This is a genomic window from Modestobacter sp. VKM Ac-2978, from assembly GCF_026968025.1.
Lineage (GTDB): Bacteria > Actinomycetota > Actinomycetes > Mycobacteriales > Geodermatophilaceae > Modestobacter.
On the sequence record NZ_JAPVBP010000007.1, the window covers coordinates 237,606 to 261,695 of the forward strand.

A 24,090-nucleotide genomic window follows, 5' to 3' on the forward strand; every position below is an offset into this window, starting at 1 on the left:
GCCAATGGATGTGCGACCGTGGTGCGACGGCGACTGTGCTGCCGACCGCACGGCCGTGCGCCGGCCACCACCTCCGGGGATGCGGCCGAGCTGCTTGAGGTCCGGGTGCACCAGCTCGCCGGCGCGGGATCGCTCATAGCGGATCGCGGGAACCTTCGAGGACCGGTTCGTCTCACCGGGGCGGGCGGCCAATCGAGGCTGCCCGCGGCGCAGATTGCGAGAGACGGTTCCGAGCGGCGCCTTCAGCTCGGTGCCGATCCAGGCCGAACCCCGGTGCCCTTGGCGGCGACGCATCGATGATGCAGGCCTTCAGCTCGGCCGGGGGTCTGCCGCGGGCAGATGTGCATGCGGCTGGATCGGTCGATGAGCCCAGCCGCCCTCGGCTCGGAAGCGGGTGATTGACATCCGCACGTACTCGCGTGAGAAGCCATCGCAGCAGCGATGCGCCTGCCCCCAGCCGGCCCGGTGACGGGCGACGATCAGCTTCTGGCCGTGGACGGTGGTGTGGGCATCACCGCGGGACACGAGCACCTCCGGGCAGCATGTGGGCCTTCGACAAGCCACACCCCACTCGGAAATCCTCCTGCGTTCAAGCCCGACCGCCGTCACCAACGTCCTGGCTGGTGCACCTCGCTGGTCGCGGCGCCCGGGCGATCGAACGGCTGATCGATGGCTGGATGAAGCTCTGCACCGGTGCGAGTCGGGTGTGGCAGGATCGTGAAGGTGAGCAGGGCGTACCCCTGTAGCGCGGGTCAGGGGACGGCGTCCGGAGGTTCGCTTGAACGGCCACCTAGAGTCACTCGCCGGCAACGTGAAGCGCTTGCGCGAGACCCATGGTCTCTCGCTGTCTCAACTCAGCGAGCGCAGCGGTGTCGCCAAGGCGACCCTGTTCAAGGTCGAGCGCGGACGTACCAATCCCACTCTGGACACGATGATCGCGATCGCCGAGACCTTCGATGTCTCCGTTCCCTCCCTCCTCGCCACGCCACCACGCGCCGAGGTGGAGATCGTGCGGGCAGGAGGGGGACAGGACATCAGCGACCAGTCCACCGACGGACGGGTGCTCCGGAGCCAGACGATTGGTGCGGGATCGCTGGAGATCCACGTGCAGACGTTCCGGGCCAACAGTCCAGAGACTTCCACCTCTCACGGCGCGGGGGCGCGGGAGCACGTCTTCGTGCGCAGCGGCTCTATCCGAGTCGGGCCCGTGGGTCACGAGGAGATCCTCGAAGGGGGCGACTACGCGACGTACCCGGCAGATCGCCTCCATCGCTGGGAGGCGCTCGGCGCTGACGCGTCGGTGTGGATCGTCCATACGTTCCCCCGTGCCGCCGCTTTCACCGAGTGACCACCGGAGACTGCCCAGGGTCTGGTTGACCCGGTGGGGCAAGTGGACTCAGGTCGCGTGAGCGGTCGGAGTCAGTGTCTGGAACTCGATGGATCGTGCATCCGAGGGCGTCGTGTCGTCGGCGGCGATGGGAGGTCCTCTCGATCCGGACGACCATCGCCGGGTGGAGTCCGGCTCGGGTGTTCCACCGCTGGCGGTTGAGGACGCTCCTTCTGCAGCAGGTCGACGAACGATTCCATGGCTGCGTTGTCGACCGCAGGCTCCAGCCCGTCCCATCGAGCCGCGCAGCCGAGCGCCGCGCAGGGTCGTGGTCGTGGTCGTGGTCGTGCGAGCGGAACTGGCTGCCGTGCTCGGAGCGCATGATCGTTTCCGTGGGCGGCGGGCGGCGACGGCGTCGCGCAGGGCGTTGCCCGCCGGTCCCGAGGTCGTCCGGGCGTCGACCAGGTAGCCGACGAGGTAGCCGACGATGCGCTGGATACGGATCCGTGACAGCGCAGAGGTAGAGCTGCCTCGGCGGCGGGGGAGCCGCTCAGCACCAGGTCAAGTCATGCACCGGGGGTCCGGGCTCGCAGTTCGACCGCAGCTGCGCATGTGCGCCGACCACAGTTGCCGAGAGGTGCACCAGCCGGTTGACCCGGTTGCCAGAGACCTGCACTCCCTGCTGGGCCAGTTCGGCGGTGACGACCCGGTAGCCGAACTGCGGGTCGTCGTGGTGGATGTCGATCGCGGCGTTGACCATGTGTGTGTCCTTCCAGGCACGCCGGCTGACCGGGCCGGCCTGGCACTCGCAGGACGCCTCCTCGAAGAACACGAGCGGCAGGTCACCGCAGCAGGGATCCTGCCGGCGGCGAGGTCATGGACCAGCGGGTCTTCCCCTCTGAGAGCGCACATCTCGGTCGAACAGGCGGTCGCCCGACGCGGGGCCTCCTTCTCCCGATCCAGCGGCTCGGCCGCTGGCGCTGCCCGCGGTTCTCGACTCTCAGATCGACGCCGGTGCTCGAGGCGACCGCCGAGAAGACCTCGCCGAGGAGGCCGGCCTTGCGTTTGGCGATCTTCAGTCAGCGTTGCATGCGGTGGTCAGAGGCTACGAACGACCTGCGCGACCGACTGATCGCCCTGCCGGGCGACCGATCACGTCAGCCCGGAACTACGCCGCGGCCTGAACCGGAACGAAGTCGACCCGTCAACGCCAGCAACAGGGAGCGCGCTGTCGGACCTCCAGCCGACCGCACAGCGCCGAGCTGGCGCCACGACCAAGCGCCCGACGCACGTCGACCGAACTGCGTCCGGCAACGAACTGAGGGGCAGGCGTACCCACCCGGTCGCCCGACTGCCGGGGGAGCGGCCTCACCGCCCGCTACCTTGCCCTGCCGGTGCATGGCTGAGCCGGTTGCCCGACAGCGGACGGGCGCAAAAAAGTCGACCACATCCGTAGTCACGAAACGACCGGTGTGGATACCATACGAACCTCGTCGTGATCAGCGTCACCCCTAGCATCGGGTCGCCGAGCGGTCTAGCGCGGTCGCAGCCGAGGTTCACAGCCATCCCGACCGACGGATTGGATTGCAACTATGAAGGTGTTCCCGACGCGGGACCATTCGTCCTTGCGTGGCCTCAGGAATACAGGGGGTGCCGCCCTTGCGGGGGCCCTTCTCCTCTCACTCAGCGCCTGCGGCGGCGGGGAAGAAGGATCGACTGGAGCCGCTTCCTCGTCCGGAGCCGCAACGGTCGACCAGTCACTCCGCGACCAACTTCCTGAGGAGATCCAGTCCAAGGGGTCGTTGGTCATCGCCGGCTCGTTCGACAACCCGCCGGTGATCTACTCGAGCGAGTCGGACGCGACGAAGCCCGCCGGGATCGCCGCCGATCTGTCGGCCGAGATCGGTGAGCGCCTGGGTCTGGATGTCGAGTGGCGCAACACCCCGTTTCCAGGACAGCTCCCGGGCATCGACAGTGGCGCGTTCGACATCGTGTGGGGTCAAGCTACTCAGACCGAGGAACGCGAAGCTCAGCTCTACGACATGATCCCGTATTACGCCGCACCTCTGTCGGTACTCGTCGAGGAGGGCAATCCCAGCGGTGTGACCTCCTTCGCGACGATGTGCGGGGCCACGGTCGGTGGCAGTGTCGGCTCGATCTTCGAGAGTTACGTAGAGCAGGCGAACACGCAGTTCTGTGCTGGCAAGAGCCCGATCGTGTACCAGGGGTACACCAAGGGTGAGGAGGTCGCCCTGCACTCGGGTGCCATCGATCTGGTCATCGACACCCTCCCGGTGAACTCCGATGCTGCGTCGCGTTTGGAAGGCGTGGAAGCCATCAAGCTCAGCGACGCGGAGACCATCGACAGCGGTCTGAGCGGGATGGTGTTCTCCAAGGACGAACCGGGACTGTCCACCACCGTCGCAGAGGTGCTTCAGCAGCTTCACGAGGACGGTACCTACCAGCAGATTCTCGAGGACGAGGGTGCGTCCGTGGCCGTTCTGGATGCCGATCAGCTCGTGGTCAACTACCTGACTGGTACGCCGGCCGGCGAGAAGCAGTAACTGTCAACGCCGAAGCGGGGCCGGCCTCGTAGGCCGGCTCCGCTTTAGTCAGCAAAGTGTTGCGCAATTCTACGAAAGAAGCCCACATGCGCCCCTCCCTGTCCCACGAAGAACCACTGACGGATCACAGCGAGACGGTAGATCCGGTCGTCGTTCCACTGCGGCACAACGGCCGCAACGCTGTCGCGGCTGTCGCCGTGCTGGCTGTCCTGGCCGTCGGCTACGGCATCGTCTCGAACCCGTACATCGACTGGTCGGTCGTCGGTGACTACTTCGCTGACGGCTCGATCCTCGCGGGCCTGTGGGTCACCCTCAAACTGACCGTGATCTCCATCGTCGTCGGCTTGGTCTTCGCCGTCGTCCTGGCTGTGATGCGGGTCTCGGACAGTCGCGCCCTACGTGGCATCGCGTGGACGTACAGCTTCATCTTCCGCGGCATCCCGATGATCGTCCTGCTGATCCTGGTAGGAAATCTCGGGTTGTTCATCAAGGAACTGAAGATCGGTGTTCCCTTCACCGACATCACGTTCTACTCGGTGCCGACTCAAGCAGTGTTCACGCCTTTCGTGGCTTCCGTCATCGCTCTGGTACTCGTCGCGGCCGCGTACATGGCCGAAATCGTCCGCGGGGGGATCCTCTCTGTACAGAGGTGGCAGTACGCGGCTGCCAAGGCACTCGGCCTCAATGGATTCCAAACGCTCCGCTACGTCGTCCTGCCACAGGCCCTGCGGGTCATCATCCCGCCTCTGGGCAACGAAGTCGTCAACACGGTGAAGGCGACAGCGCTCGTCGCTGTCATCGCTGGAGGTGACCTGCTCACGATCGCGCAGAGCATCTCGGGTGTGAACTACAGGGTGATCGAGCTTCTGATCGTCGCAACCGTCTGGTACCTGATCGTGATCAGCCTGTGGTCCGTTGCCCAGTACTTCATCGAGCGAAAGACGGCAGAGAAGTGACCGCGTTGAGTGAGGAAGGAGCGAGGACCAAGATGCCCACAAGTGCATGGGGCGCGAACGTCAAGTTTGAACGTGTCAGCAAGTCGTATGGTGACCAGCCCGTGCTCTTCGACATCAGCCTTGACATCAAGTCTGGTGAGACAGTCTGCTTCATCGGCCCTTCGGGGTCAGGTAAGAGCACACTCCTCCGCTGCATCAACCACTTGGAGGAGGTAAACCGCGGCCGTATCTGGGTCAGCGATGAGCTCGTCGGTTATCGAGAAACCAACGACAAGCTGTACGAGCTCCGCGAGAAGGATGCTTGCCGTAAGCGTCTGGACATCGGGATGGTGTTCCAGAGCTTCAACCTCTTTCCCCACCTGACCGCGGCAGAGAATGTGAGCCTGGCTCCGGTCATCGTCCAGAACAAGAGCAAGGCCACCGCCCGCGCCCGCTCCTATGAACTGTTGGAGCGTGTCGGCCTGAAAGGCAAGGAAAGCCACTACCCATCTCAGCTGTCGGGCGGGCAGCAGCAACGGGTCGGGATCGCCCGAGCGTTGGCGATGGATCCGAAACTGATGCTCTTCGACGAGCCAACCAGCGCCCTCGATCCGGAACTCGTCGGCGAAGTCCTCGCAGTCATCAACGATCTAGCGAAGTCAGGCGACATGACCATGATCGTGGTGACGCACGAAATGGGCTTCGCCCGCAAGGTGGCCGATCGCATCGTGTTCATGGATGCCGGCCGCATCGTGGAGGTGGGCCCACCTCAGGAGGTGATCGACAACCCCAGGCACGAGCGGACCCGGGCCTTCCTGGCGGCAGTCCTCTAAACAGGTCACTGCCTGCGCCCGGCCTTGGTCGGTGCGGCGTTCGTGGCCATCGTACGACTAGTCAGGCCGTCACGCGGGGCTTTAACCGTCATGGACCGACTGCAGAACCAGTAGGAACGCCCATGCGCCCCCCCGAGAAGCGAAGAAGTGTTGCATGGACGCCCAGAAGACGACATCCGCCCATAATGGGCGACTCACCGACGAGGGGCTCGCCTCTCTCGCAGACCGTGGCGTCGGAGTGCTCCGAGCCATTCATCCGGATCTGTTCGGCCGGCAGCGAGCCAAGCAGATTCCGATCGAGCGCGGAAGCAGCCTGAACGGGGCGCTCGCTTACTCAAAGATGGCGATGGCGGAGGACCTCATGGGAATTCCGTTGGACGCTCAGGACTTCCCACAGCTCGCGTCCCACCCGGACGTCCACGCCAGGGTCGATGCGAGCACCGTGAGGTTCCCGAACTGGGAACCCGACTGCGCCTGGTTGCTCTCGAGCCTGTGGGAGAAGGACGGCCCGTCGCCGCTGTGCGCGCGGACCCAACTGAAGTCTGCCGGTGAACAGTTGTTGGCAGACACAGGTCTCCGGGCCATTGCGGCTGGTGAGCCGGAGTTCTACCTGTTCGAGCAAGCAGATGGGCAGCCGTACTCGAAGCGTGGGAGTTCGTACACCGTGGACCGGGTAACCGATCCGCGGGGGGTGGTCGGCCGGATGCACCGGGCGCTCATCGACTTCGACATCGGTGTCACCGTGCTGTCGCGAGAGTTCTCGCCAGGGCAGTTCGAGATCAACCTGCATCATGACGACGTCCTCGCAGCGGCCGACAAAGCCTTCCTGCTCAAGTGCGCCGTCAAGGACCTCGCCTCGATCGAAGGCCTGGACGCCAACTTCATGGCGAAGCCCAGGAGCGGCTCCGAAGGCAATGGGCTCCATGTCCACGTCTCGCTCTGGGATGGTGAGACCAACGCGTTCGCCAAAGATGGCGATGAGTTGTCGGACACGGCACTGGCCGCTATTGCTGGCCTGCAGGCTCACGCTCCTGAGCTCATGGCCGTCGCGGCACCGACTGTCAACTCCTACAAACGGCTGACAGGTGAAGGCCTCAGCCCCAGGAACGGCTCATGGGGTAAGGACGACCGTCGGGCGTTCATCAGGATCCCGCCGGACATGGGTGCAGGGACGCGGGTCGAACTCCGCTGCGGAGATGCAAGTGCTTCGCCGCATCTGCTGTTCGCTGCGACTCTGCACGCGATGCGGAGCGGGATCACGAACGAGATGCGGCCGACGCGTGACGGAGGAGCTCTGCCGTCCAGCTTGGAGGAGGCCGTACAAGCGTTCGAAGGCAGCGAGATCATGAAAGCGGGTTTCGGCGAGGAGTTCGTCGGCGTCTACGCGGCGCTGAAGCGACGCGAGATAGCCGCCTTCCACAGCCACGTCACCGACTGGGAGCGAGACCTATACGGCATTCATGCCTGAGGACCTTCGACCGAAGCTGACCGGTCGCCAGCTCGTTGCGCTCGCCCTCCTGGCTTCGGGAGGGCCGATCGGTATCGACCTCTACCTTCCGGCCCTCCCGAGCATCGCGCACGACCTGAGTGCTTCCACGGGATCGACCCAGCTGACCCTGTACTCATTCCTGCTCGGCTTCTCCGGAGGCCAGTTGGTGACTGGTGTGCTCAGTGACCGATTCGGTCGTCGCCGCCTCCTGCTGTTCGGCAGTCTCGCGTTCGCCGTCCTGGCAGCGGTCTGCACCGTAGTGCCCTCGGTCACGATGCTCGTCGTGGCTCGATTCTTTCATGGCGTCGCGGGGGCGATTGGCGCCGCAGTCTCGCGTGCCTACGTCCAAGACGTGGCGGGAGGCAGTGCCGCCACATCGGTGTTCTCCTTTCTTGCCATGGTCAGCGGAATCGTCCCGGTGCTAGCGCCCATCCTCGGTGGCGCGATATTGAGAGTAGGGCCGTGGCCGGTGATCTTCTGGGCCGTTGCGGGACTTGGCGTCGTGACTTTCACGCTGTCCTGGGCGGTCTTGCCGGAGCCTGCCCTGCACGACTCGAACGCCGCCCCCCGCCCAACGCGAGGTCTCCGTACTCTACTGGGCGACGGGGTGTTCCGAGTCAGCCTCGTAGCTATCGCGGCGGTAAGTGGAGTCCTCTTCCTGATCCTTGCTCAGACACCATTCTTGTTGCAGGAGACCTTCGGGTTGTCGCCAACCGGCTACGCGTTGTCCTTCGCGATATGGTCTCTCGGAGCGGTCGCATGCTCAATCGTGTCACGGCGCCTCTCAGGTGTCATCCAGCCCACGACCCTCATAGCTGCCGGCCTAGTGCTCCAGATGTTCTCAAGCTGTCTGCTACTACTCGCACTGTTGTTCCAGCTACCGTTCTTCGTCGTCGAACTCGCGCTGACAGGATGCATCTCACCGCTTGGACTGGTGCTCCCCAACGCCACGGCCATTGCCCTCTCCCGGCAGCCCGCACTAGCCGGGACCGCGAGCGGGATCCTCGGGGTCGTACAATTCGGATCGTCGCTGGTCCTCGTACCGCTCGCCTTCCTGCCGCACGCTTCGCCGGTGGTGGCCGCGTTCGTCATGTTTGCGCTGTCGGGGGCTGGCTGCGGGGTTCATCTGCGCTACATGCGGCGTCGAGTCATACGGACCCAGTGCTCATGAGTCCTGCGCTGTTCGGCGTTTGTCTCGCCAGGTCGGCCGGGATTCTGCTGAACAAGCTGTGCTCTCCATTGCCCTGAAGCGGGCCAGGACAGGGCAGGACAAGGCGGAGGGACGGTTCTCGTGCAGGCGCGCTCGCTGTCGCAGCGGGAGTCGTTCGACGCGGAGTGGGTGTCAGCTCATCTGCGGCCGGCCGGGGGAGTGTTCGCTGTTCCTGGCCGACCATCGACGGGAGCTGTCCCCGGATCAGTTGTTCCCCCATCTCTGCTCGGCTCGGGGCGGGGCCGGCCGAGCGTTCCGGTCGACGTGGTCGCCGCGACCGCCATCCGGGTACTGCGAAGGGCTGTGAACTGGTTCGCTGCTCGCGGCAGCTCGGTCGAGCAAGGTGCTGAGCGACGAAAACAGTGCCCACTCGCGCTCACGCCTGGGGAGACGCCCAGGCGTGAGCTGGGCGTCACGCCGAACAAGCGCCCCTACCGGCCACAGATCACCGGGTAGGTCGAGCGCTGCCGAACGGCCGAGGGCGACGAAAGGCTGTACCGGCCCGGCTGCGCGAGTACGACCATCAGCGACTTCACACCGCGACCGGACCCTGCCCGCCGATCACCCGCTTGACCAACCTGTCCGGCCACTGCAGCTGGGTCCCTTCTGGACCCTGACCTCGATCGCTCACATCGCGGCATGTGGACCCGAGACGACGACCTTCCTGTATTCCCGAGGATTCAGACCATAGGTCTCGTTGAACACGCGGGCGAAGTAGGTCGGGTTCCGGAAGCCCCAGCGCTCAGCAACGACTCGAACGGGCGTCCCGAAGTCGAGCGGATCGGCCAGATCGCGTCGGCACATCTCCAGGCGACGATCGCGGATCCATCGTGACACCGTCACGCCGACCCGGCTGAAGAGGATGTGCAGTTGGCGCACCGAGATGTAGTTGGCGCCAGCGATCTGCGTGGGATCGAGGTCGGCGTCCCCTAGGTTCTCCATTATGAAGTTGCGAACAGACATCAACAACTCGATGTCCCTCAACGACTGACCGACGTCGCTGGAGGTCAGGGTGTCGCCCATCAACGTGGTCGTCAGATCAATGACGGCGTTGACGATGGAGAGCCCCATGGGGGCCTGCAGGGCGTCCAAGTTGTCGGCGACGGCCCGCAAGAAACCTGCGTTGATCGCAGCGACACCCGACCGGCCGGAGATCTGACTGCCTATGAGCATGCTGATGGAGCCGGGCGGCAGATTCAGCAACTGTTGCGGGAAGACCACGACGAGCATGGAGTTCAAACCCTCGGAGACGCGACGGTAGGGTCGCGCCGAGTCGGTGATGGTGATGTCCCCGGCGACCAGTTGACTCTCACCGCGTTCGTGACTCAGATGGCTGCTGCCGGCCATCTGGAGCGTGAGAGTGAAGCGAGGGTCCCGCGTCCGTTCGATCAGGGCCCTGGTTCGTTCGACGATGTGTCCGGTGGAGGTCACGACCGCCAGACGCACCCCGTTCACCTCGATGGCCTCGGCTTCCAGCCAGAAGCCGTCTGGCGCAACGGGAGTAATGCGCGTCGGGTTGACGAGAGAGTCTGAGTCCTGATTCCACAACGTGGCGTCGGTGTAGTGCCTCTTAGAGAAGTACCGGGCTGCCATCGTCACTCCTCTAACGTCCAGGCCGCGCGGGTGACATCAACCCCCGAGACGCGCCATGGGAGCCTAATCGACGAGGATCTTGCCGCCGCACCGTCATAGCGCCCAGGGTCTGGTTGCGCGCGGATGGTGGATAAGGGTGCGCGCTAGGTCGTACGTCCCGGCACCGGTGCTCCATAGCGTTCTCCAGGTAGCGACGTACTCCGTCGGCCTGAAGGGAAGGTCTCATGACCGAAGATGCTAAGTGGGCGTTCTACACGGAGCCCTCGACGATCGACGTGCGCGGTGCTCAGGTCGCGTACCGGCGAGCGGGTCAGGGCGAGCCGGTGGTCTACTTCCACGGGGCGGGCCTGACGCGGCGCTGGTTGCCGTTCTACGAGGCGCTGTCCCAGTCCACGGATCTCCTGGTGCCCGAGCATCCGGGTTTCGGAGACACTCCCATGCCTAAATGGCTGGAGTCCTTCGACGACCTCGTCCTGCACTACGCAGACCTCTTGGACGCTTTTGGGCTCGAGCGAGTTCATCTCGTCGGTCATTCGTTCGGCGGCTGGATCGCCGCTGAGTTCGCCAGCTTCTTCCCAGAACGGCTGCGGAGCCTGCAACTGGTCGCTCCGGCCGGCCTCAAGGGGGCGTTCCTGCATGACCCCTTCCGACAGGAAGGACACGAGGCGCTCGAGCGGGTCTTCAATGGCGCGGCCGACAGATTCCCTGAGTACCTCGAAGGCGGCGAGCCTGTCGAGGAGACGGTGCAGGACTACAAGGAGCTGACGGGACTCGCCCGCTTCGCCTGGAATCCGCGCTACGACCGCAAGCTCGACCGGCGCCTGGGACGAGTGGCAGTGCCCACCCAGATCGTGCTGCCTGATGACGACCGCGTGATCGACAAGTCTGTGGCGGCTCGGTACGCCGAGCTCATCCCTGGAGCAAAGGTGGTCGACATCCCTGGATCGAGCGTTCCGACCAGCCATGTCCCGTTCGTGCAGGAGCCGACGGCGCTCGCGTCGCTCCTGTCCGACTTCGTCCACTCGATCTGAGAGCGAGTCACGATATGTCTGAGCTCGAGTTCTATCTCTGGAATGGCAACAAGTACTCGTTCATCCCCCGTCGCGACCAGCTCGGCAAGTCGATCTTCATCACGACCTCGACGAAGTACTACGATCCGCTCCGCGGACAGCAGATCTTCGAGGACTTCATCGAGGATGCCGTTTTCGCTGAGCAACTCGGATACGACGGACTCGTCGTCCTCGAACAACACGGCGGTCCCAACGCCGTCGTGACCCAGCCGATCGTCCTCGCATCCGCGCTTGCCGCCCGAACCAGCAACATCCGGATCGGTACAGTCGGAGCGCTGCTCAACAGCTATCTCACGCCCATGAGGTACGCCGAGGAGGTCGCGGCGCTCGACATCCTCTCCCGCGGACGCTACTTCTTCGGTCTGCCCATGGGGATCGGGGCCAATTACCACTCGCTCGCCATGATGAATCCCACCGATGCGCGCGAACGCTACTACGAGGCGCACGAGTTCCTGAAGAGGGCTTTCACGGAGGAAGGCCCGTTCGACTTCGATGGGAAGTACTTCAGTGCTCCATACGCGAATCTCTGGCCCAAGCCGATGCAGCAGCCCTATCCAGAGGTGTGGGTACCCGCGGCCGGCTCCAAGGAGACCCTCCAGTTCGCTTCGCGTGAACGGTACTGCTACATGGCCGTGCTGGTTCCGTGGCCGGTTCTCCAGAGGAACGCCGCAACCTTCCGGGAGCTCTGCCAAGCCGAGGGGTACGAGATGGATCCACGTCAGCTCGTGGCGCAGTCCTATGTTCATGTCGCTGAGACAGACAAGCAAGCCAGGCAGGAAGTCGAGGCCCACTACCTCTCGGTGCAGCAGAACTCCTTCGGCTCTCCGTTTCACGACTCGTTCCCGCCGGGCTACGCCAGCGAGGGCTCGCTGAGGGGCATGGCGCTGGGGGGCGGCTACCGAAGCAAGGACGCGTCTGAAACGACGATCGACGAGGCGATTGACAACTTCCAGCTGATCTGCGGGTCTGTTGAGACCGTTGCTGAGCGTATCGAGGAGTACACCTCCACTCTCGGCGCGGGCCGCCTTCTCGTCACCCAGGACGCATGGACCATGCCCTCGTGGATGGCTCGCAAGAACATGACGATGTTCGCCGAAGAGGTGATGCCCAAGTTCCGCGCCCGGACGGGCAAGCCGATCTGGGACACCGCCGAGGAGGGGGCGGCGTTCCGCACGAGAAGTGAGTACGGCGCGCGTGTCCAAGAGCCGATCTCCAAGCCCATGGCATGGGTCGACGGTCACGCCATCGACATCCGCACGAGCCACATCCCCGAGCTGCGCGTGCCGCTCGAGGACACCCAGAAGTAGTTGAAGTCGGACACCCCCAGGAGGTAGTCATGAGCATCGTCGTGACCGTGAACATCAAGAACGCCGATCAAGCGAGGATGAAGGAGGTCGATGCGAAGCACCCCGAGCTCCGCGAGAAGGTGATCGGCCTTCTTAAGAAGCACGGGAACATCTCTCACACACGCCTTGTGCGTGACGACGAGGTCCTGGACATCGATGAATGGCCCGACGAGGAGAGCCTTCGGGCTTTTCTCGCCGAAGCCGGCGGCTTGATTGCACAGCTGGCTGAGCTGCGAGGGACCGCCACGCCGGAGGACACGATCTGGCAGAAGCCGTGAGTCGAGGTGGCGTCCCTCAGGGGAGGGGCGCCACCTGCAGGTGCCGACCGAGGGCTACGTCAGGAGCGTAATCGATGAGGGCCGAAGCCAAATCCCCGACCGACCTGTCCGCGCGGCTCTATCTCAACGGCACCGCCGTGAATGCACTACTCGATCCGCAGACCGCAATCGACCTGATGCGTCAGACCCTGGTCGACTACGCACTCGGCAAGTCGGAGCAGTTGCACCGTCGCGAACTCGTGCCTTCATCGGGCGGGGGCGCGCTGGGCATGATGCCGGCCTATCAGGCAGCCCAGCACGAAGGGCAGAGCGGGGCGTACGCGGCCAAAGTGGTGTGCGTGGTACACCAGCCAGGCGAGGGTCCAAGTCACCATGGTCTGTGTCTCCTCTTCGACGGCAGGACTGGTGACCTCATCGCAATGTTGGACGCTGGGGCTGTCACCGCAATCCGAACCGCCGCCGTCACGGCCGTGGCAACCGACGCGTTGGCCCGCCCGAACGCTTCCGTCCTGACGGTGCTGGGCACGGGGCAACAAGCTCTTCCGCACATCGAAGCAATAGGGAAGGTGCGGACGCTGACCGACGTCCGTGTCTGGGGGCGGACAGAAGCGGCGGCGGAGCGAGTGGCGTCCGCCGCGCAGCGCCTGGGCTTCAAGGCGCGTCCGATGAGCGACGCCAGTGAGGCAGTCGCAGCGAGCGACGTAGTCGTCACACTGACTCCGGCTCGATCGCCGATCCTGCAGCACGCCTGGCTGTCGCCCGGCACCCATGTCAACGCAGTGGGCGCCAGCACGTCCCGCGGCGTCGAGCTGGACCCGCAGATCGTTTCCGAGGCTGCGGTCTTCGTCGATGACGTGGAGGCCGCCGTGGCAGATGCCGGTGACCTGCTGTTCGCCGCCGAGCACTCGACCTTCGAGCTCGATGCCATCCAGGGGACGATCGGAGACGTGCTGCTCGGCCGAGCGGTCGGGCGATCCGACCCAACTGCCGTCACCGTGTTCAAGTCTGTCGGACTCGCCGTGGAAGACCTGGCGGTTGCCCGGTTCCTCAACGGTCGCGCTCGTGAAGCCCATCAAGGAATTGTCGTCCCAGCGTAGGGGTGGCCATGCCACTACGCGGTGAGCGAAGGAGCCAAGGATATGGCGATGTCTGCAAGAGGCGTTGAGTCAACTGGTGTCAAGCCCAATGCAGCTGAGCTTGTCACCGCGATCAAGGGGACACACCGCGCCTTCCCCACGGGGGTGACGGTCGTGACAACGATCGTGGGGGGTGAACCGGTCGGGCTCGCGGTGAACGCCTTCTCCAGCGTCTCGTTGGATCCGCCGCTGGTGATGGTGTGCGTCTCCTCCACGTCTCGGACGCACCCTCATCTCTTTGTTGACAACCCTGTTGCCATCAACATCCTGGCTGCCCATCAGGAGTCGGTGGCGATGCTCTTCGCGATGTCCGAAGGCGACAAGTTCGCTGACCTGGACTGGCATGCCGGGCAGACCGGAGCACCGTTAGTCGACGGCGCTGCCGCGGCGTTCGAGGGTCGTGTCATCTCGCGGATCCCCGCAGGTACCCACACGATCTTCATCGTCGAAGTAGTGGCTGCAGGTGCCGAACCTCGCCAGGCTCCGCTGTTGTACTTCGGCGGCAAGTTCTTCGATCCGACCAGCTTGTTGGCGGACGACTGATCGTGGAGGGCACACATGGGTAACGATGGCGTCGTCGGCTGGATCCACTACGTCTGGGATCAGATCAACAAGAGTGCTGCTCAGGGGATGCACCAGTTCTTCACCGATGATTACGTTCGGCATGCTAGTGAAGCCGACTACAGCCGTGAGGAGTTCGTCGACACCTTGCGGGAGCGGCACCAGGCCTTCCCAGACCTGGTGTCCCGTATTGATGACGTCATCGTCGATGGCGATCGGCTCGCTTACCGGTGGTCCTCGACCGGGCATCATGAAGGCCCGTACCTCGGCGTGCCTCCGACAGGCAAGTTGGTCACCGCGTCCGGGATCACGATCAGCGCACTGCGCGGCGGCAAGATCGCGGAGGAATGGGCTTCGTGGAACAAGGTCAGCGTGCTGCACAGCCTGGGAGTCCTTCCGATCTTCCCGCCGCGGAGCGCCGCCGGTTAGTCAGCTCCGGCCAGACGAACTGGTCGCATCTGGTGACGGACCGGTAGTGCCGAAGTGACCGGGGCATTGCCGGCGCAGCACTCGATGGGGCGTTCACCTCGCCCGCTGGCGGTCCCGCCGGCGGGCGAGGTGAGCAGTCGAGAGGTTGGTCTACCCAACCACGTCAGGTCTCGGTGGTGCGCTTCCACCTCCCAGGGAGCCGTCCGCACTCGACGAGTTCGCCGTCGGGGCGGTGTGAAGTGATGCCGTGAGCCGATGTCAACGGGGCACCCTCCAGAGTTCGAGGTGGCCGAATCGGCGCCTTCCGCAGCACTCGGTAGGGGAGGCAGCGTTGAACAGGGAAGCCGCCGGGTCAGAGGAGGGTAAGTGTCGACAACGCCTTATTGGGTTGCTGGGTCGCCGAAGTCCGGCGCCGAGATCCTGAAAGTCACTTCGCCGTACGATGGGCAGGTCGCCGGAGAGACGACGTTGGCCACGCCCGGCGACATCGAGGACGCCGTCGATGCTGCGCACAACGCTCGTGCGGCGTCGGCGTCCACGCCAGCCCACGTCCGGGCCGCCGCCCTGGACCACGTTGCGCGGCGGCTGGCCGAACGTCGCGAAGAGATTGCTCAACTGATCACCGCCGAGTCGGGGAAGCCCCTGAAGTGGGCACGGCTCGAGGTCGTCCGGGCTGCCTCGACGTTCCGCTGGGGCGCAGAAGAGGCGAGACGTTGGTCGGGGTCCCTGCAGCGGCTGGACACCGACCCAGCCGCTACCGGGCGGATGGCGCTGATCCGGAGGGCCCCGCGCGGACCGGTCCTCGGCATTGCACCGTTCAACTTCCCGCTGAACCTCGTCGCCCACAAGGTCGCCCCGGCGCTGGCCGTCGGGGCGCCGATCGTCCTCAAGCCTGCTCCGGCGACACCGCTGTCCGCGCTTGCCCTGGGCGAAATCCTGAGCGAGACGGATCTGCCCCCCGGCGCCTGGTCGATATTGCCGGTGACGAACGAGGTAGCCGCCGAGCTGGTCCGGGATCCACGGCTGCCCGTCGTCTCGTTCACCGGCTCCGTACCCGTCGGCTGGTCCATCCGGGAGTCGGTGCCGCGCAAGCACGTGACCCTCGAGCTCGGCGGCAATGCCGCGGTCGTCGTCGCTCCCGATCAGGACGGTGACGCATTGGCGTGGGCGGGGTCCCGGATCGCCACCTTCGCCATGTACCAAGCCGGCCAGTCCTGCATCTCCGTCCAGCGGGTCTTCGCCCACCGTGACATCGCAGAGGTGCTCACCGATCGAATCGTGGAAGCCGTGGAGAAGCTCGTGACGGGCGCGCCCACCGACGACGCCACCGATGTCGGCCCCCTCATCGACGAGGCCGCTGCACGTCGGGTGGAGAGCTGGGTGGATGAGGCGGTCGCGGCCGGGGGGGCCGTCCTCACGGGTGGCACGCGAGAGGGGGCAACGTACGCGCCCACTGTGCTCAGTTCCGTGCCCGTCGATGCCAAGGTGGCCTGTGAGGAGGTCTTCGGCCCCGTCGTCGTGCTGGATGTGGTCGACTCGATCGACGAGGCCTTCGCGCGGGTCAACGACAGCCGTTTCGGCCTGCAGGCCGGCGTCTTCACGCGCGATCTGCAACTCGCATTCCGGGCCGCGCGAGAGCTCGAGGTCGGCGGTGTGGTGATCGGGGACGTGCCGAGCTACCGGGCCGACCAGATGCCCTATGGAGGGCTCAAGGACTCCGGCACCGGACGAGAGGGTGTGTACGCGGCCATGGAGGACCTCACCGAGGAGCGGGTGCTGGTCCTGACGGGCATCGACCTGTAGGAGAAGTCCAGGGCCCGGTCCGATCGGACCGGGCCCTGGACGTGTGTCGGCAAGAGCGGGATCAGACCGCGGCCTGCCGAAGCTGGAGCAGCTCGTCGGTGAGAACGGCGAGCAACGCGACAGCGTTCTGCTGTGCCGTCGCGGCGGCGTCGCGAACAGCGGTGAACCGGCCGATCGCGGCTGAGTGCCGGTCCAGGAATCGGTCGACATCCCCGCCGTCGGCCAGCAGGCTGGCAGTGAGGGCACGGATGTGCTCGTCGAACTGCTCCCGCAGGACCGTCTTGGCGGCAAGCTCCCACGTCGAGTCGCCGGCCAGCTCGGCAGCCGGCACCCGGTCGATGCCGAGCGCGCGGCCGAGGGCCCAGTGGCGGTCGAGGACCCTGCAGACCGGCAGGCCAGTGGTCTCGACGAGCCCGGCGAGGTCAAGGGCATCGGCCCGAGATGCGAGAGCCGCAACACCGTCGGCGAGCTGAGCGCAGGCTCCAGCGGCCCGCAGCTGTTGCGCCATGGTGTCGTCGATGCAGTGCACGTCGGCCACCAACGCCGTCAGGGCCGGAACAGTCGCGGTGAGTGCGACCGGGTCGGGGTACCGGCGCAGCAACCTGTCGGCCACTCGCTCGGTGGCCCTTTGCGCTTCCGGTACGGCCAGCCGCTCGACTGACGGCGGCACGTCCTCGTCGAGCATCGCCCAGACCGCGTCGAGCTTGAGCGCCTGCTGGGCGGCGGCGAACGCCCGTGCCGCGATCGGCGTACCCACGCCGTGCCGCTCTTCCAGCCGGTGCAGGAACCCGGGTCCGACCCGGTCTAGCAGGTCGCTGGCCAGCTGAGTCGCGGTGATCTCGCGGGCCAGTGGGTGCGCGGCGATCCGGTCGGGCCAGCGCTCCCGCACGGCGCGCGGGAAGTATCGGAGGAGCACCCCGCGCAGGGCGGGATCGTCAGGCAGATCACTGCCGAGGAGCTCCTCGCGCACCAGGTTCTTGGAGTAGGCGAGCAAAACGGACGCCTCGGGCCGGGTGAGGCCGCCACCGGCCGCGCGCAGCCGTTCGACGTCGGCCTCCGACGGCAGGTGCTCCAGGCCACGGTCCAGTCCGGCATGCTGCTCCAGGTCACGAATGAGGCCGGCGTGCCGATCGAGCAGGAACGGCGCACGTTCGGCGCACACCGTCAGCGCTCTCACCTGGTGAGCGGTGTCGGCGAGTACGGCGGTGGCCACCTCGTCGGTGAGTGTCCGGAGGAAGTCATCCCGCGCCCCGACGGACAGCTCGCCCTCCCTCACCGCATCCGCGAGGAGGATCTTCAGGTTGACCTCGCGGTCGGAGGTGTCCACACCGGCCGCGTTGTCGATGAAGTCGGTGTTCACCCGGACCCCGGCGCGAGCTGCATCGATGCGGGCCCGCTGGGTCAACCCCAGGTTCCCGCCCTCGCCGATCAACCGGCAGCGCAGGGTCGCAGCCGTCACGCGCACACGCTCGTTGGCGCGGTCACCCACCTGAGCATCGGTCTCGTCGTCGGCCCGTACGTACGTGCCGATACCGCCGTTCCAGAGGAGGTCGACAGGCGCGCGCAGCACGGCCTGGATGAGCTCGTCGGGCGTCAGCTCGTACGCCTCCGTACCCAGCCGTCGGCGGACCTCTGGAGAGAGGAGCACCCGCTTGGCATCGCGTCGGTAGACCGCCCCACCCGGTGACAGCACCGAAGAGTCGTAGTCGGCCCACGACGACCCGGGAAGCGCAGCCAGCCGACGGCGTTCGGCGTAGGACGTCGCTAGGTCCGGGTCGGGGTCGAGGAACACGTGCCGGTGGTCGAACGCGGCGACCAGGCGGAGGCGCTCGTACAGCAGCATGCCGTTGCCGAACACGTCCCCGGACATGTCGCCGATCCCGACAGCGGTGATCTCGTCGACATCGGGGTCCACACCGAGTTCGCGCAGGTGCCGGCGCACTGCGACCCAGGCCCCCCGAGCAGTGATGCCCATGGCCTTGTGGTCGTAGCCGACCGACCCCCCCGACGCAAAGGCGTCGCCGAGCCAGAAGCCGCGCGCGACGGCGAGCTCGTTGGCGAGGTCGGAGAACGTCGCCGTCCCCTTGTCGGCGGCGACCACCAGGTAGGCGTCGTCTTGATCGAGGACGACGGTGCGCGCTGGGTGCACCACTCGGCCGTCCACCCGATTGTCGGTGATGTCGAGCAGACCCGCGACGAAGGACCGATACGCGTGCTCAACGGCAGTCTGGTCGCCGGCGCCGCGCACGACGAAGGCGCCTTTCGCGCCGGCAGGGACGATCACGGCGTTCTTCACGAGCTGCGCCTTCAACAAGCCGAGCACTTCGGTGCGGTAGTCCTCGGGACGGTCTGACCAGCGGAGACCGCCACGGGCGACAGGCCCGCCGCGCAGGTGCAGACCCTCCACCGTGGGGGAGTACACGAACGTCTCGACCCACGGTCTCGGGGCCGGGAGGAAGGTCAGCCGCGGGGATGCGATCTTGAGCGCGAGCTGGGCGGGTGGGCGACCGGCCGCGTCCTGGAAGGCGTTGGTACGGACGACGGCATCGAAAACATCCCTCAACCCGCGGAGGATGCGATCCTCGTCGAGGCTCGTCGTCGCATCGAGCAGGGACTCGAGTTCAGTGCCTGCCGCAGCAGCTCCGGCAGCATCGAGAGCATCGGGGTCGTGACGCGCAAAGAACCGCCGGATCAGCGCCCGGGCGAAGCGCGGAGCGCCGAGCACCATCTGCTCGATGTAGGCACGGGAGAGTCCCGTGCCAGTCTGCGCCAGGTAACGGCAGGCGGCGCGGAGCACAGTCACCTGCAGCACAGGCAGGCCCTCGGTCACCGTCAACTGGGCGAGCCCGTCCAGCTCCGTCTCTCCTGCCCACGCCGCGGCGAGTGCCTGACTCAACGCGGCGAGGGCCGGCTCGGCCGCCACGTCCTCGGGCAGCAGCAGGTCCAGGAACATCGCCGTGGCGCCCACCTCAGGCAGCGGTCGGGCGTCGGCGACGCGGACCCCCAGCCGCTCGAACACCGGGACGACGTCGGCCAGCAGCGGGCGAGTGGAAGGCCACTCGACGACCGCGCCGACGAGCGGACCCGATCCGGCGACAGCGGGCCGCAGCCGGACCCGGTCGTGGACCGGGTCGGCCTTCATGCCTGGGCGGCAAACGCGGCGTCGAGCACGTCGAGCGCCTCAGCCAGGAGAGACTCGCCGATGACCAGCGGTGGCAGGAAGCGCAGCACGTTTCCGTAGGTGCCGGCGGTCAGCACGATGACTCCCTCCGCATGACAGTGCTTCGCCACAGCGGCGGTGAGAGCCGGGTCCGGCTCAGTGCTGCCCGGCTTCACCAGTTCGACGGCGATCATGCCGCCGCGGCCGCGGACGTCCCCGATGGCCGGGAAGTGCTCCTGCAGCGCCCGCAGCCGGGGGAGCATCGTTGCCTCGATGACTCGGGCCGAGTCATCGAGGCGGAGCTCGTCCATCGTCTCGATCGAGGCGAGAGCAGCCGCGCAGGCCAGGGGGTTACCGCCGTACGTTCCGCCGAGCCCACCCGTGTGCACCGCATCCATCAGCTCGGCTCGGCCGGTGACAGCGGCAAGAGGCAGACCGCCTGCCATGCCCTTGGCCAGGGTGATCAGATCGGGGACGACGCCCTCGTGCTCGCTGGCGAACCAGTCACCGGTGCGGCAGAACCCGGTCTGCACCTCATCGGCGATGAAGGCCGCTCCGGCCTCTCGCGCCCAGTCGGCGATGGCGGGCAGGAAACCGGGGGCCGGGACGACGAATCCACCTTCGCCCTGGATGGGCTCGATCAGGACCGCCGCCACGTTGGCTGCGCCGACCTGCGTCTCGATCTGGCGAATGGCGCGGATCGCGGCGTCGGCGCCGGTCAGACCAGCCGGGTCGCGAAACGGGTAGCTCATCGGCACGCGGTAGACCTCGGGCGCGAAGGGCCCGAACCCGTTCTTGTACGGCAGGTTTTTCGCCGTCAGGGCCATCGTGAGATTGGTCCGTCCGTGGTAAGCGTGGTCGAAGACCACCACCGCTGACCGGCCTGTCGCAACGCGGGCGATCTTCACCGCGTTCTCGACTGCCTCGGAGCCCGAGTTGAACAGCGCCGAGCGCTTGTCGTGATCGCCAGGGGTGACGCGAGCGAGCTCCTCGCAGACGGCGACGTAGCCTTCGTACGGCGTGACCATGAAGCACGTGTGGGTGAACGCCTCGACCTGTTCCTGGACGGCGGCCACCACGCGAGGCGCGGCGTTGCCGACGTTGACCACCGCGATGCCTGAGCCGAGGTCGATCAGCGAGTTGCCGTCGACATCCACCACGACACCGCCGCCGGCCCGCTCGACGAAGACCGGCAGGGTGGTCCCGACGCCGGCGGACACGGTGGCCGCGCGCCGGGCGCTGAGCGCCCGTGACCGAGGGCCAGGCACTTCCGTGACCAGTCGACGCTCCTGGGCGGGCGTCAGCGGAGAAACGAGCAGGTCGGTCACAGGAGCTCCTCGCCTGGGGGGACGGACTCCCTTGAGTCTCGGCAACGGAAGCCGAACCGAGTACGGTCAAACAGGCGTGTCGGCTTCCCCCGGATGTCCATTCCGGCAGGAGCCGACCCTTCTTGGGAGCTGACTTGCCAGTCACTGTCGCCGACCTGCTCGCTCGGTCTGAGCTCGGCCTGGTGCTCCTGACCGCCGATGCGATCGTCGACCGCCCGTTGTCGTGGGTCCACGTGAGCGAGCTGGCCGATCCCGCGCCGTTCCTCGAAGGTGGGGAACTGCTGCTGACGACGGGACTCGCGCTGCGCCAGGACCAACCGGCCGGCCCTTACGTGCGGCGGCTGGTCGACGCCGGTGTCGCGGCGCTCGGTTTCGGGACTGGCCTCGGGCAGGAGGCCGTCCTGCCCGAACTGCTGGCGGCCGCCGAGAAGAGCGGCCTGCCGGTCGTTGACGTGCCCCGAGGGACCCCCTTCATCGCCATCTCGCGCAGCGTCTCGGCGGCTCTCGCGGCCGAGGAGTATGCCGCGGTCGCTCGATCGGCGGCGGTGCAGCAGGAGCTGACCCGGGCCGCAGTCGCGCCCGGCGCACCCGGCGCGCTGCTGGAGCGGCTCGCCCGCGCGATCGGCGGTTGGGCGCTGCTGCTCGACACGGTCGGGGCACCACTGGAAGCCGCCCCACCTGGCGCCGTCCGACATGCCCATGCCCTCGGGACCGAGCTGGACCGCCTCCGTGGGTCGCGCGCACCGGCCAGTGCGGCGATCAGTGGACCCGAGGACACCGTGCTGGTGCAGTCGCTCGGTACGAACGCACGCATTCGCGGGTTCCTGGCGGTCGGCCGGTCCGGGAGCCTGCCGCCGACCGAGCGGCACGTCGTGAACGCCGCTGCGCTGCTGCTGACGTTGCGCATGGAGCAATCGCGGGGGCTGGACAGTGCCATGGCTGCTCTGCGTGCCGCGCTGCTGCGGCTGCTCCTGGCCGGCGAGGAACGCACAGTGTCCGGCGTGGTCGACGAACTGGGCCAGCAACTCCCTTCCGAGCCGCTCCGTGTCCTCACCGTGCTCGGCAGCGGCGAGCAGCGCTCCGCCGCGGTCGATGTGGCGGCCGACGCAGCGGCGCACGGGCGGGTGCCACTGTTCTCCGCGGAGCTCGACGACGCCTTGGTCCTCCTCACTTCGGCGGAGACCGGACTAGCGTCTCAACTCGACGTCCTGCCAGCGCGCGTCCCCGGCTCCGCGGTCGGCATGTCCCGGCCGGTCCGCTGGTCGGAGCTCGTCGACGGCCTCCAGCAGGCACGCCAGGCCGCCCAACACGGCCGGGGGCGGACCACGGTCGTCGTCGACTTCGAGGACCTGGCCACTCCCGGGCTCTCGGCCCTGCTCGAGCCGACGGCGACGCGGGCCTTCGCCGACTCACTTCTTGCGCCGCTGTTCGCCTCCGACCGTGCCGGCGCAGGTGACCTCGTCCACTCCGTCCGCGTGTGGTTGACGCATCACGGTCAGTGGGAGCCGGCCGCCGCGCAGCTCGGGGTGCACCGGCACACGCTGCGCAAGCGGGTGCGCCGTGCCGGTCAGCTGCTCGGACGCGACCTCGACGAGCCGGGGACCAGGGCTGAGTTGTGGATCGCGCTACATCCGCCGGGGGCGAGCTGAATAGGCCGAAGTGATCCTCTCGAGCGTCGCGGCATCTTGCCGGGAGGCGCGAGCGTTGCGGGACCTGCTGTTCGTGGCGGCGCCTGTGGCGAAGGCAGAACTGGTTGCGCCGTGCCGCGGTGTCGTCGTAGCGGTCATCGAAACCTTCGCGCGGGCGTCCCGCACGAGTGGGAGCTCAGCATCGACGAACACGGTGAACGCTCATTGATACGGTCGGGAGGAGATGGTCGGTGGTGAGAAGTCGGTGGTCTGTCACGCGTCGACCTGAGTCGGTGGTCGCATCGATCGAGTGCTGTGGCAGTTGGCGCCTCATGAACGGACGCCCGCGTGAGGAACCGCCATGGCCTTCCCCGCTCCCGCTCGGGATATCGCCGTCCTGCTCGTCCGCCTCGCCCTCCGCGCCGTGTTCTCGGCCCACGGCTGGCAGAGGCAGTACCTCAACGCCATCGACGGCACGGCCGCGTATCTCGACCAGGCCGGCGTACCCGCCACCTCGGCCGCCGCGTGGTTCGCCGCCATCGTGGAGCTCGTTGGCGGCGTCGCGCTCAGCCGCGGCCTCGGTGTGCCGATCGACCCATCGGGCTCCAGCTCGACCTGCTGATCCACAAGAAGGAAGGCCGCATCTCATGACCCCGCTGATCTCCAAGGCGGCGACCACCGCCGAGCCACTCCATCCTCTGCTCGCCGAGCGGTGGAGCCCTCGCGCCCTCGACCCCCGGCACGATCTAGCGGTCGAGCAGCTGACCGCCGTGCTCGAGGCCGCCCGCTGGGCGCCCAGCGCGTCCAACACCCAGCCGTGGCGGTTCGCCGTCGCACTTCGGGGGAGGGCCGAGTTCGCCGCTGTCCTCGATGCCCTGCAGCCGGGCAACCAGGCGTGGGCGCACGGCGCCTCGGCCCTCATCATCGCCGCGGCCGAGACGGTCGGTCCGGACGGCACGTCCCGGCCGTGGGCGGTGTACGACACCGGCCAGGCGGTGGCCCACCTGTCGGTGCAGGCTCAGCACGAGGGCCTGGCCGTGCACCAGATGGGCGGCTTCCACCGCGACCGGGTCGCCGCCCTGCTGGCGGCTCCGGGCGTCGTCACTCCGCTCGTCGTGCTGGCCGTCGGACGCCGGGACGACGCGGTGCAGCTCGCCGAGCCGTTCGCCAGCCGGGAGACCGCCGTCCGAGACCGGCTGCCGCTCGAGCAACTGCTGCTGCCCTTCGGGCCGAGCACCCCCGCTCCTACCTCCTGATCGTTCGGCCGCGAGCTCCGAGGCGTTCCCACACGCTGCGGCTGGCCGAGTCCAGGATCGGCGCAGTACGGGCCGCGCTGCACGATGCGGCTCAGATCAGACCAGGGCGGCCGACGGCGGACCTCGCGCCGGAAGCTGGGGGGC

The 24,090-nt window shown here is 66.9% G+C and carries 20 protein-coding genes; 16 read left to right on the forward strand and 4 right to left on the reverse strand.

The features are described from left to right. Positions 1-811 precede the first annotated feature (811 nt). Positions 812-1,348 (forward strand): helix-turn-helix domain-containing protein, encoded by a 537-nt coding sequence (locus O2W53_RS17920; protein ID WP_269164420.1) that lies wholly within the window; start codon positions 812-814, stop codon positions 1,346-1,348. Between the two features lie 529 nt (positions 1,349-1,877). Here the strand turns inward: O2W53_RS17920 and O2W53_RS17925 are convergent. Then, entirely contained in the window at positions 1,878-2,087 is a 210-nt protein-coding gene (locus tag O2W53_RS17925; RefSeq protein WP_269164421.1) for a transposase, read from the reverse strand. Positions 2,088-2,919: 832 nt separating this feature from the next. Here O2W53_RS17925 and O2W53_RS17930 point away from each other — a divergent pair. The 5 genes from O2W53_RS17930 to O2W53_RS17950 all read left to right on the forward strand — a co-directional run bounded on the left by O2W53_RS17930 (position 2,920) and on the right by O2W53_RS17950 (position 8,319). Continuing rightward, entirely contained in the window at positions 2,920-3,891 is a 972-nt protein-coding gene (locus tag O2W53_RS17930) for a transporter substrate-binding domain-containing protein (RefSeq protein ID WP_269164422.1), read from the forward strand. 86 nt (positions 3,892-3,977) lie between these two features. Further along, positions 3,978-4,847 (forward strand): amino acid ABC transporter permease, encoded by an 870-nt coding sequence (locus O2W53_RS17935; protein ID WP_269164423.1) that lies wholly within the window; start codon positions 3,978-3,980, stop codon positions 4,845-4,847. 101 nt (positions 4,848-4,948) lie between these two features. Beyond that, positions 4,949-5,659: an amino acid ABC transporter ATP-binding protein gene (locus O2W53_RS17940; RefSeq protein WP_442929288.1), complete on the forward strand. Its 711-nt coding sequence runs from the start codon at positions 4,949-4,951 to the stop codon at positions 5,657-5,659. 154 nt (positions 5,660-5,813) lie between these two features. Further along, positions 5,814-7,127: a glutamine synthetase family protein gene (locus O2W53_RS17945; protein ID WP_269164425.1), complete on the forward strand. Its 1,314-nt coding sequence runs from the start codon at positions 5,814-5,816 to the stop codon at positions 7,125-7,127. Further along, positions 7,120-8,319 carry a Bcr/CflA family efflux MFS transporter gene (locus tag O2W53_RS17950; protein ID WP_269164426.1) on the forward strand — a complete coding sequence of 400 codons (1,200 nt, stop codon included), beginning with the start codon at positions 7,120-7,122 and terminating at the stop codon, positions 8,317-8,319. Before O2W53_RS17945 ends, O2W53_RS17950 begins: the two co-directional genes overlap by 8 nt. 666 nt (positions 8,320-8,985) lie before the next feature. Here the strand turns inward: O2W53_RS17950 and O2W53_RS17960 are convergent. Continuing rightward, on the reverse strand, positions 8,986-9,951 hold the full coding sequence (locus tag O2W53_RS17960) for a helix-turn-helix domain-containing protein (protein WP_269164427.1): 966 nt from the start codon (positions 9,949-9,951) through the stop codon (positions 8,986-8,988). A gap of 224 nt (positions 9,952-10,175) precedes the next feature. Between O2W53_RS17960 and O2W53_RS17965 the strand changes: the two genes are divergently transcribed. From O2W53_RS17965 to O2W53_RS17995, 7 genes are all read left to right on the forward strand, one after another. Next, positions 10,176-10,982 carry an alpha/beta fold hydrolase gene (locus O2W53_RS17965; RefSeq protein ID WP_269164428.1) on the forward strand — a complete coding sequence of 269 codons (807 nt, stop codon included), beginning with the start codon at positions 10,176-10,178 and terminating at the stop codon, positions 10,980-10,982. A gap of 14 nt (positions 10,983-10,996) precedes the next feature. Continuing rightward, positions 10,997-12,328 (forward strand): LLM class flavin-dependent oxidoreductase, encoded by a 1,332-nt coding sequence (locus tag O2W53_RS17970; RefSeq protein ID WP_269164429.1) that lies wholly within the window; start codon positions 10,997-10,999, stop codon positions 12,326-12,328. A 29-nt stretch (positions 12,329-12,357) separates the two neighbouring features. Continuing rightward, positions 12,358-12,645 carry a hypothetical protein gene (locus O2W53_RS17975; protein ID WP_269164430.1) on the forward strand — a complete coding sequence of 96 codons (288 nt, stop codon included), beginning with the start codon at positions 12,358-12,360 and terminating at the stop codon, positions 12,643-12,645. A 74-nt stretch (positions 12,646-12,719) separates the two neighbouring features. After that, positions 12,720-13,742 (forward strand): ornithine cyclodeaminase family protein, encoded by a 1,023-nt coding sequence (locus O2W53_RS17980; protein WP_269164431.1) that lies wholly within the window; start codon positions 12,720-12,722, stop codon positions 13,740-13,742. Between the two features lie 42 nt (positions 13,743-13,784). Next, entirely contained in the window at positions 13,785-14,324 is a 540-nt protein-coding gene (locus O2W53_RS17985; RefSeq protein WP_269164432.1) for a flavin reductase family protein, read from the forward strand. 15 nt (positions 14,325-14,339) lie between these two features. Further along, the gene (locus O2W53_RS17990) at positions 14,340-14,771 is read left to right on the forward strand and encodes an ester cyclase (RefSeq protein ID WP_269164433.1); all 432 of its coding nucleotides are present in this window, start codon (positions 14,340-14,342) and stop codon (positions 14,769-14,771) included. Positions 14,772-15,137: 366 nt separating this feature from the next. Then, positions 15,138-16,574: an aldehyde dehydrogenase family protein gene (locus O2W53_RS17995; RefSeq protein ID WP_269164434.1), complete on the forward strand. Its 1,437-nt coding sequence runs from the start codon at positions 15,138-15,140 to the stop codon at positions 16,572-16,574. Positions 16,575-16,635: 61 nt separating this feature from the next. On the opposite strand, the gene O2W53_RS18000 is transcribed toward O2W53_RS17995, so the two are convergent. Both O2W53_RS18000 and gabT read right to left on the reverse strand, forming a co-directional pair. Further along, the gene (locus O2W53_RS18000; protein WP_269164436.1) at positions 16,636-19,716 is read right to left on the reverse strand and encodes an NAD-glutamate dehydrogenase domain-containing protein; all 3,081 of its coding nucleotides are present in this window, start codon (positions 19,714-19,716) and stop codon (positions 16,636-16,638) included. Then, positions 19,713-21,062 carry a 4-aminobutyrate--2-oxoglutarate transaminase gene (gene gabT, locus O2W53_RS18005; protein ID WP_269164437.1) on the reverse strand — a complete coding sequence of 450 codons (1,350 nt, stop codon included), beginning with the start codon at positions 21,060-21,062 and terminating at the stop codon, positions 19,713-19,715. Before gabT ends, O2W53_RS18000 begins: the two co-directional genes overlap by 4 nt. Before the next feature lie 134 nt (positions 21,063-21,196). Here gabT and O2W53_RS18010 point away from each other — a divergent pair, with 134 nt between their 5' ends. From O2W53_RS18010 to O2W53_RS18020, 3 genes are all read left to right on the forward strand, one after another. Further along, positions 21,197-22,711 carry a PucR family transcriptional regulator gene (locus O2W53_RS18010; protein ID WP_269164438.1) on the forward strand — a complete coding sequence of 505 codons (1,515 nt, stop codon included), beginning with the start codon at positions 21,197-21,199 and terminating at the stop codon, positions 22,709-22,711. 340 nt (positions 22,712-23,051) lie between these two features. Beyond that, positions 23,052-23,312, forward strand: coding sequence for a DoxX family protein (locus O2W53_RS18015; protein ID WP_269164439.1), 261 nt, complete (start codon positions 23,052-23,054; stop codon positions 23,310-23,312). Between the two features lie 25 nt (positions 23,313-23,337). After that, the gene (locus tag O2W53_RS18020; protein ID WP_269164440.1) at positions 23,338-23,946 is read left to right on the forward strand and encodes a nitroreductase family protein; all 609 of its coding nucleotides are present in this window, start codon (positions 23,338-23,340) and stop codon (positions 23,944-23,946) included. Positions 23,947-24,090 lie beyond the last annotated feature (144 nt).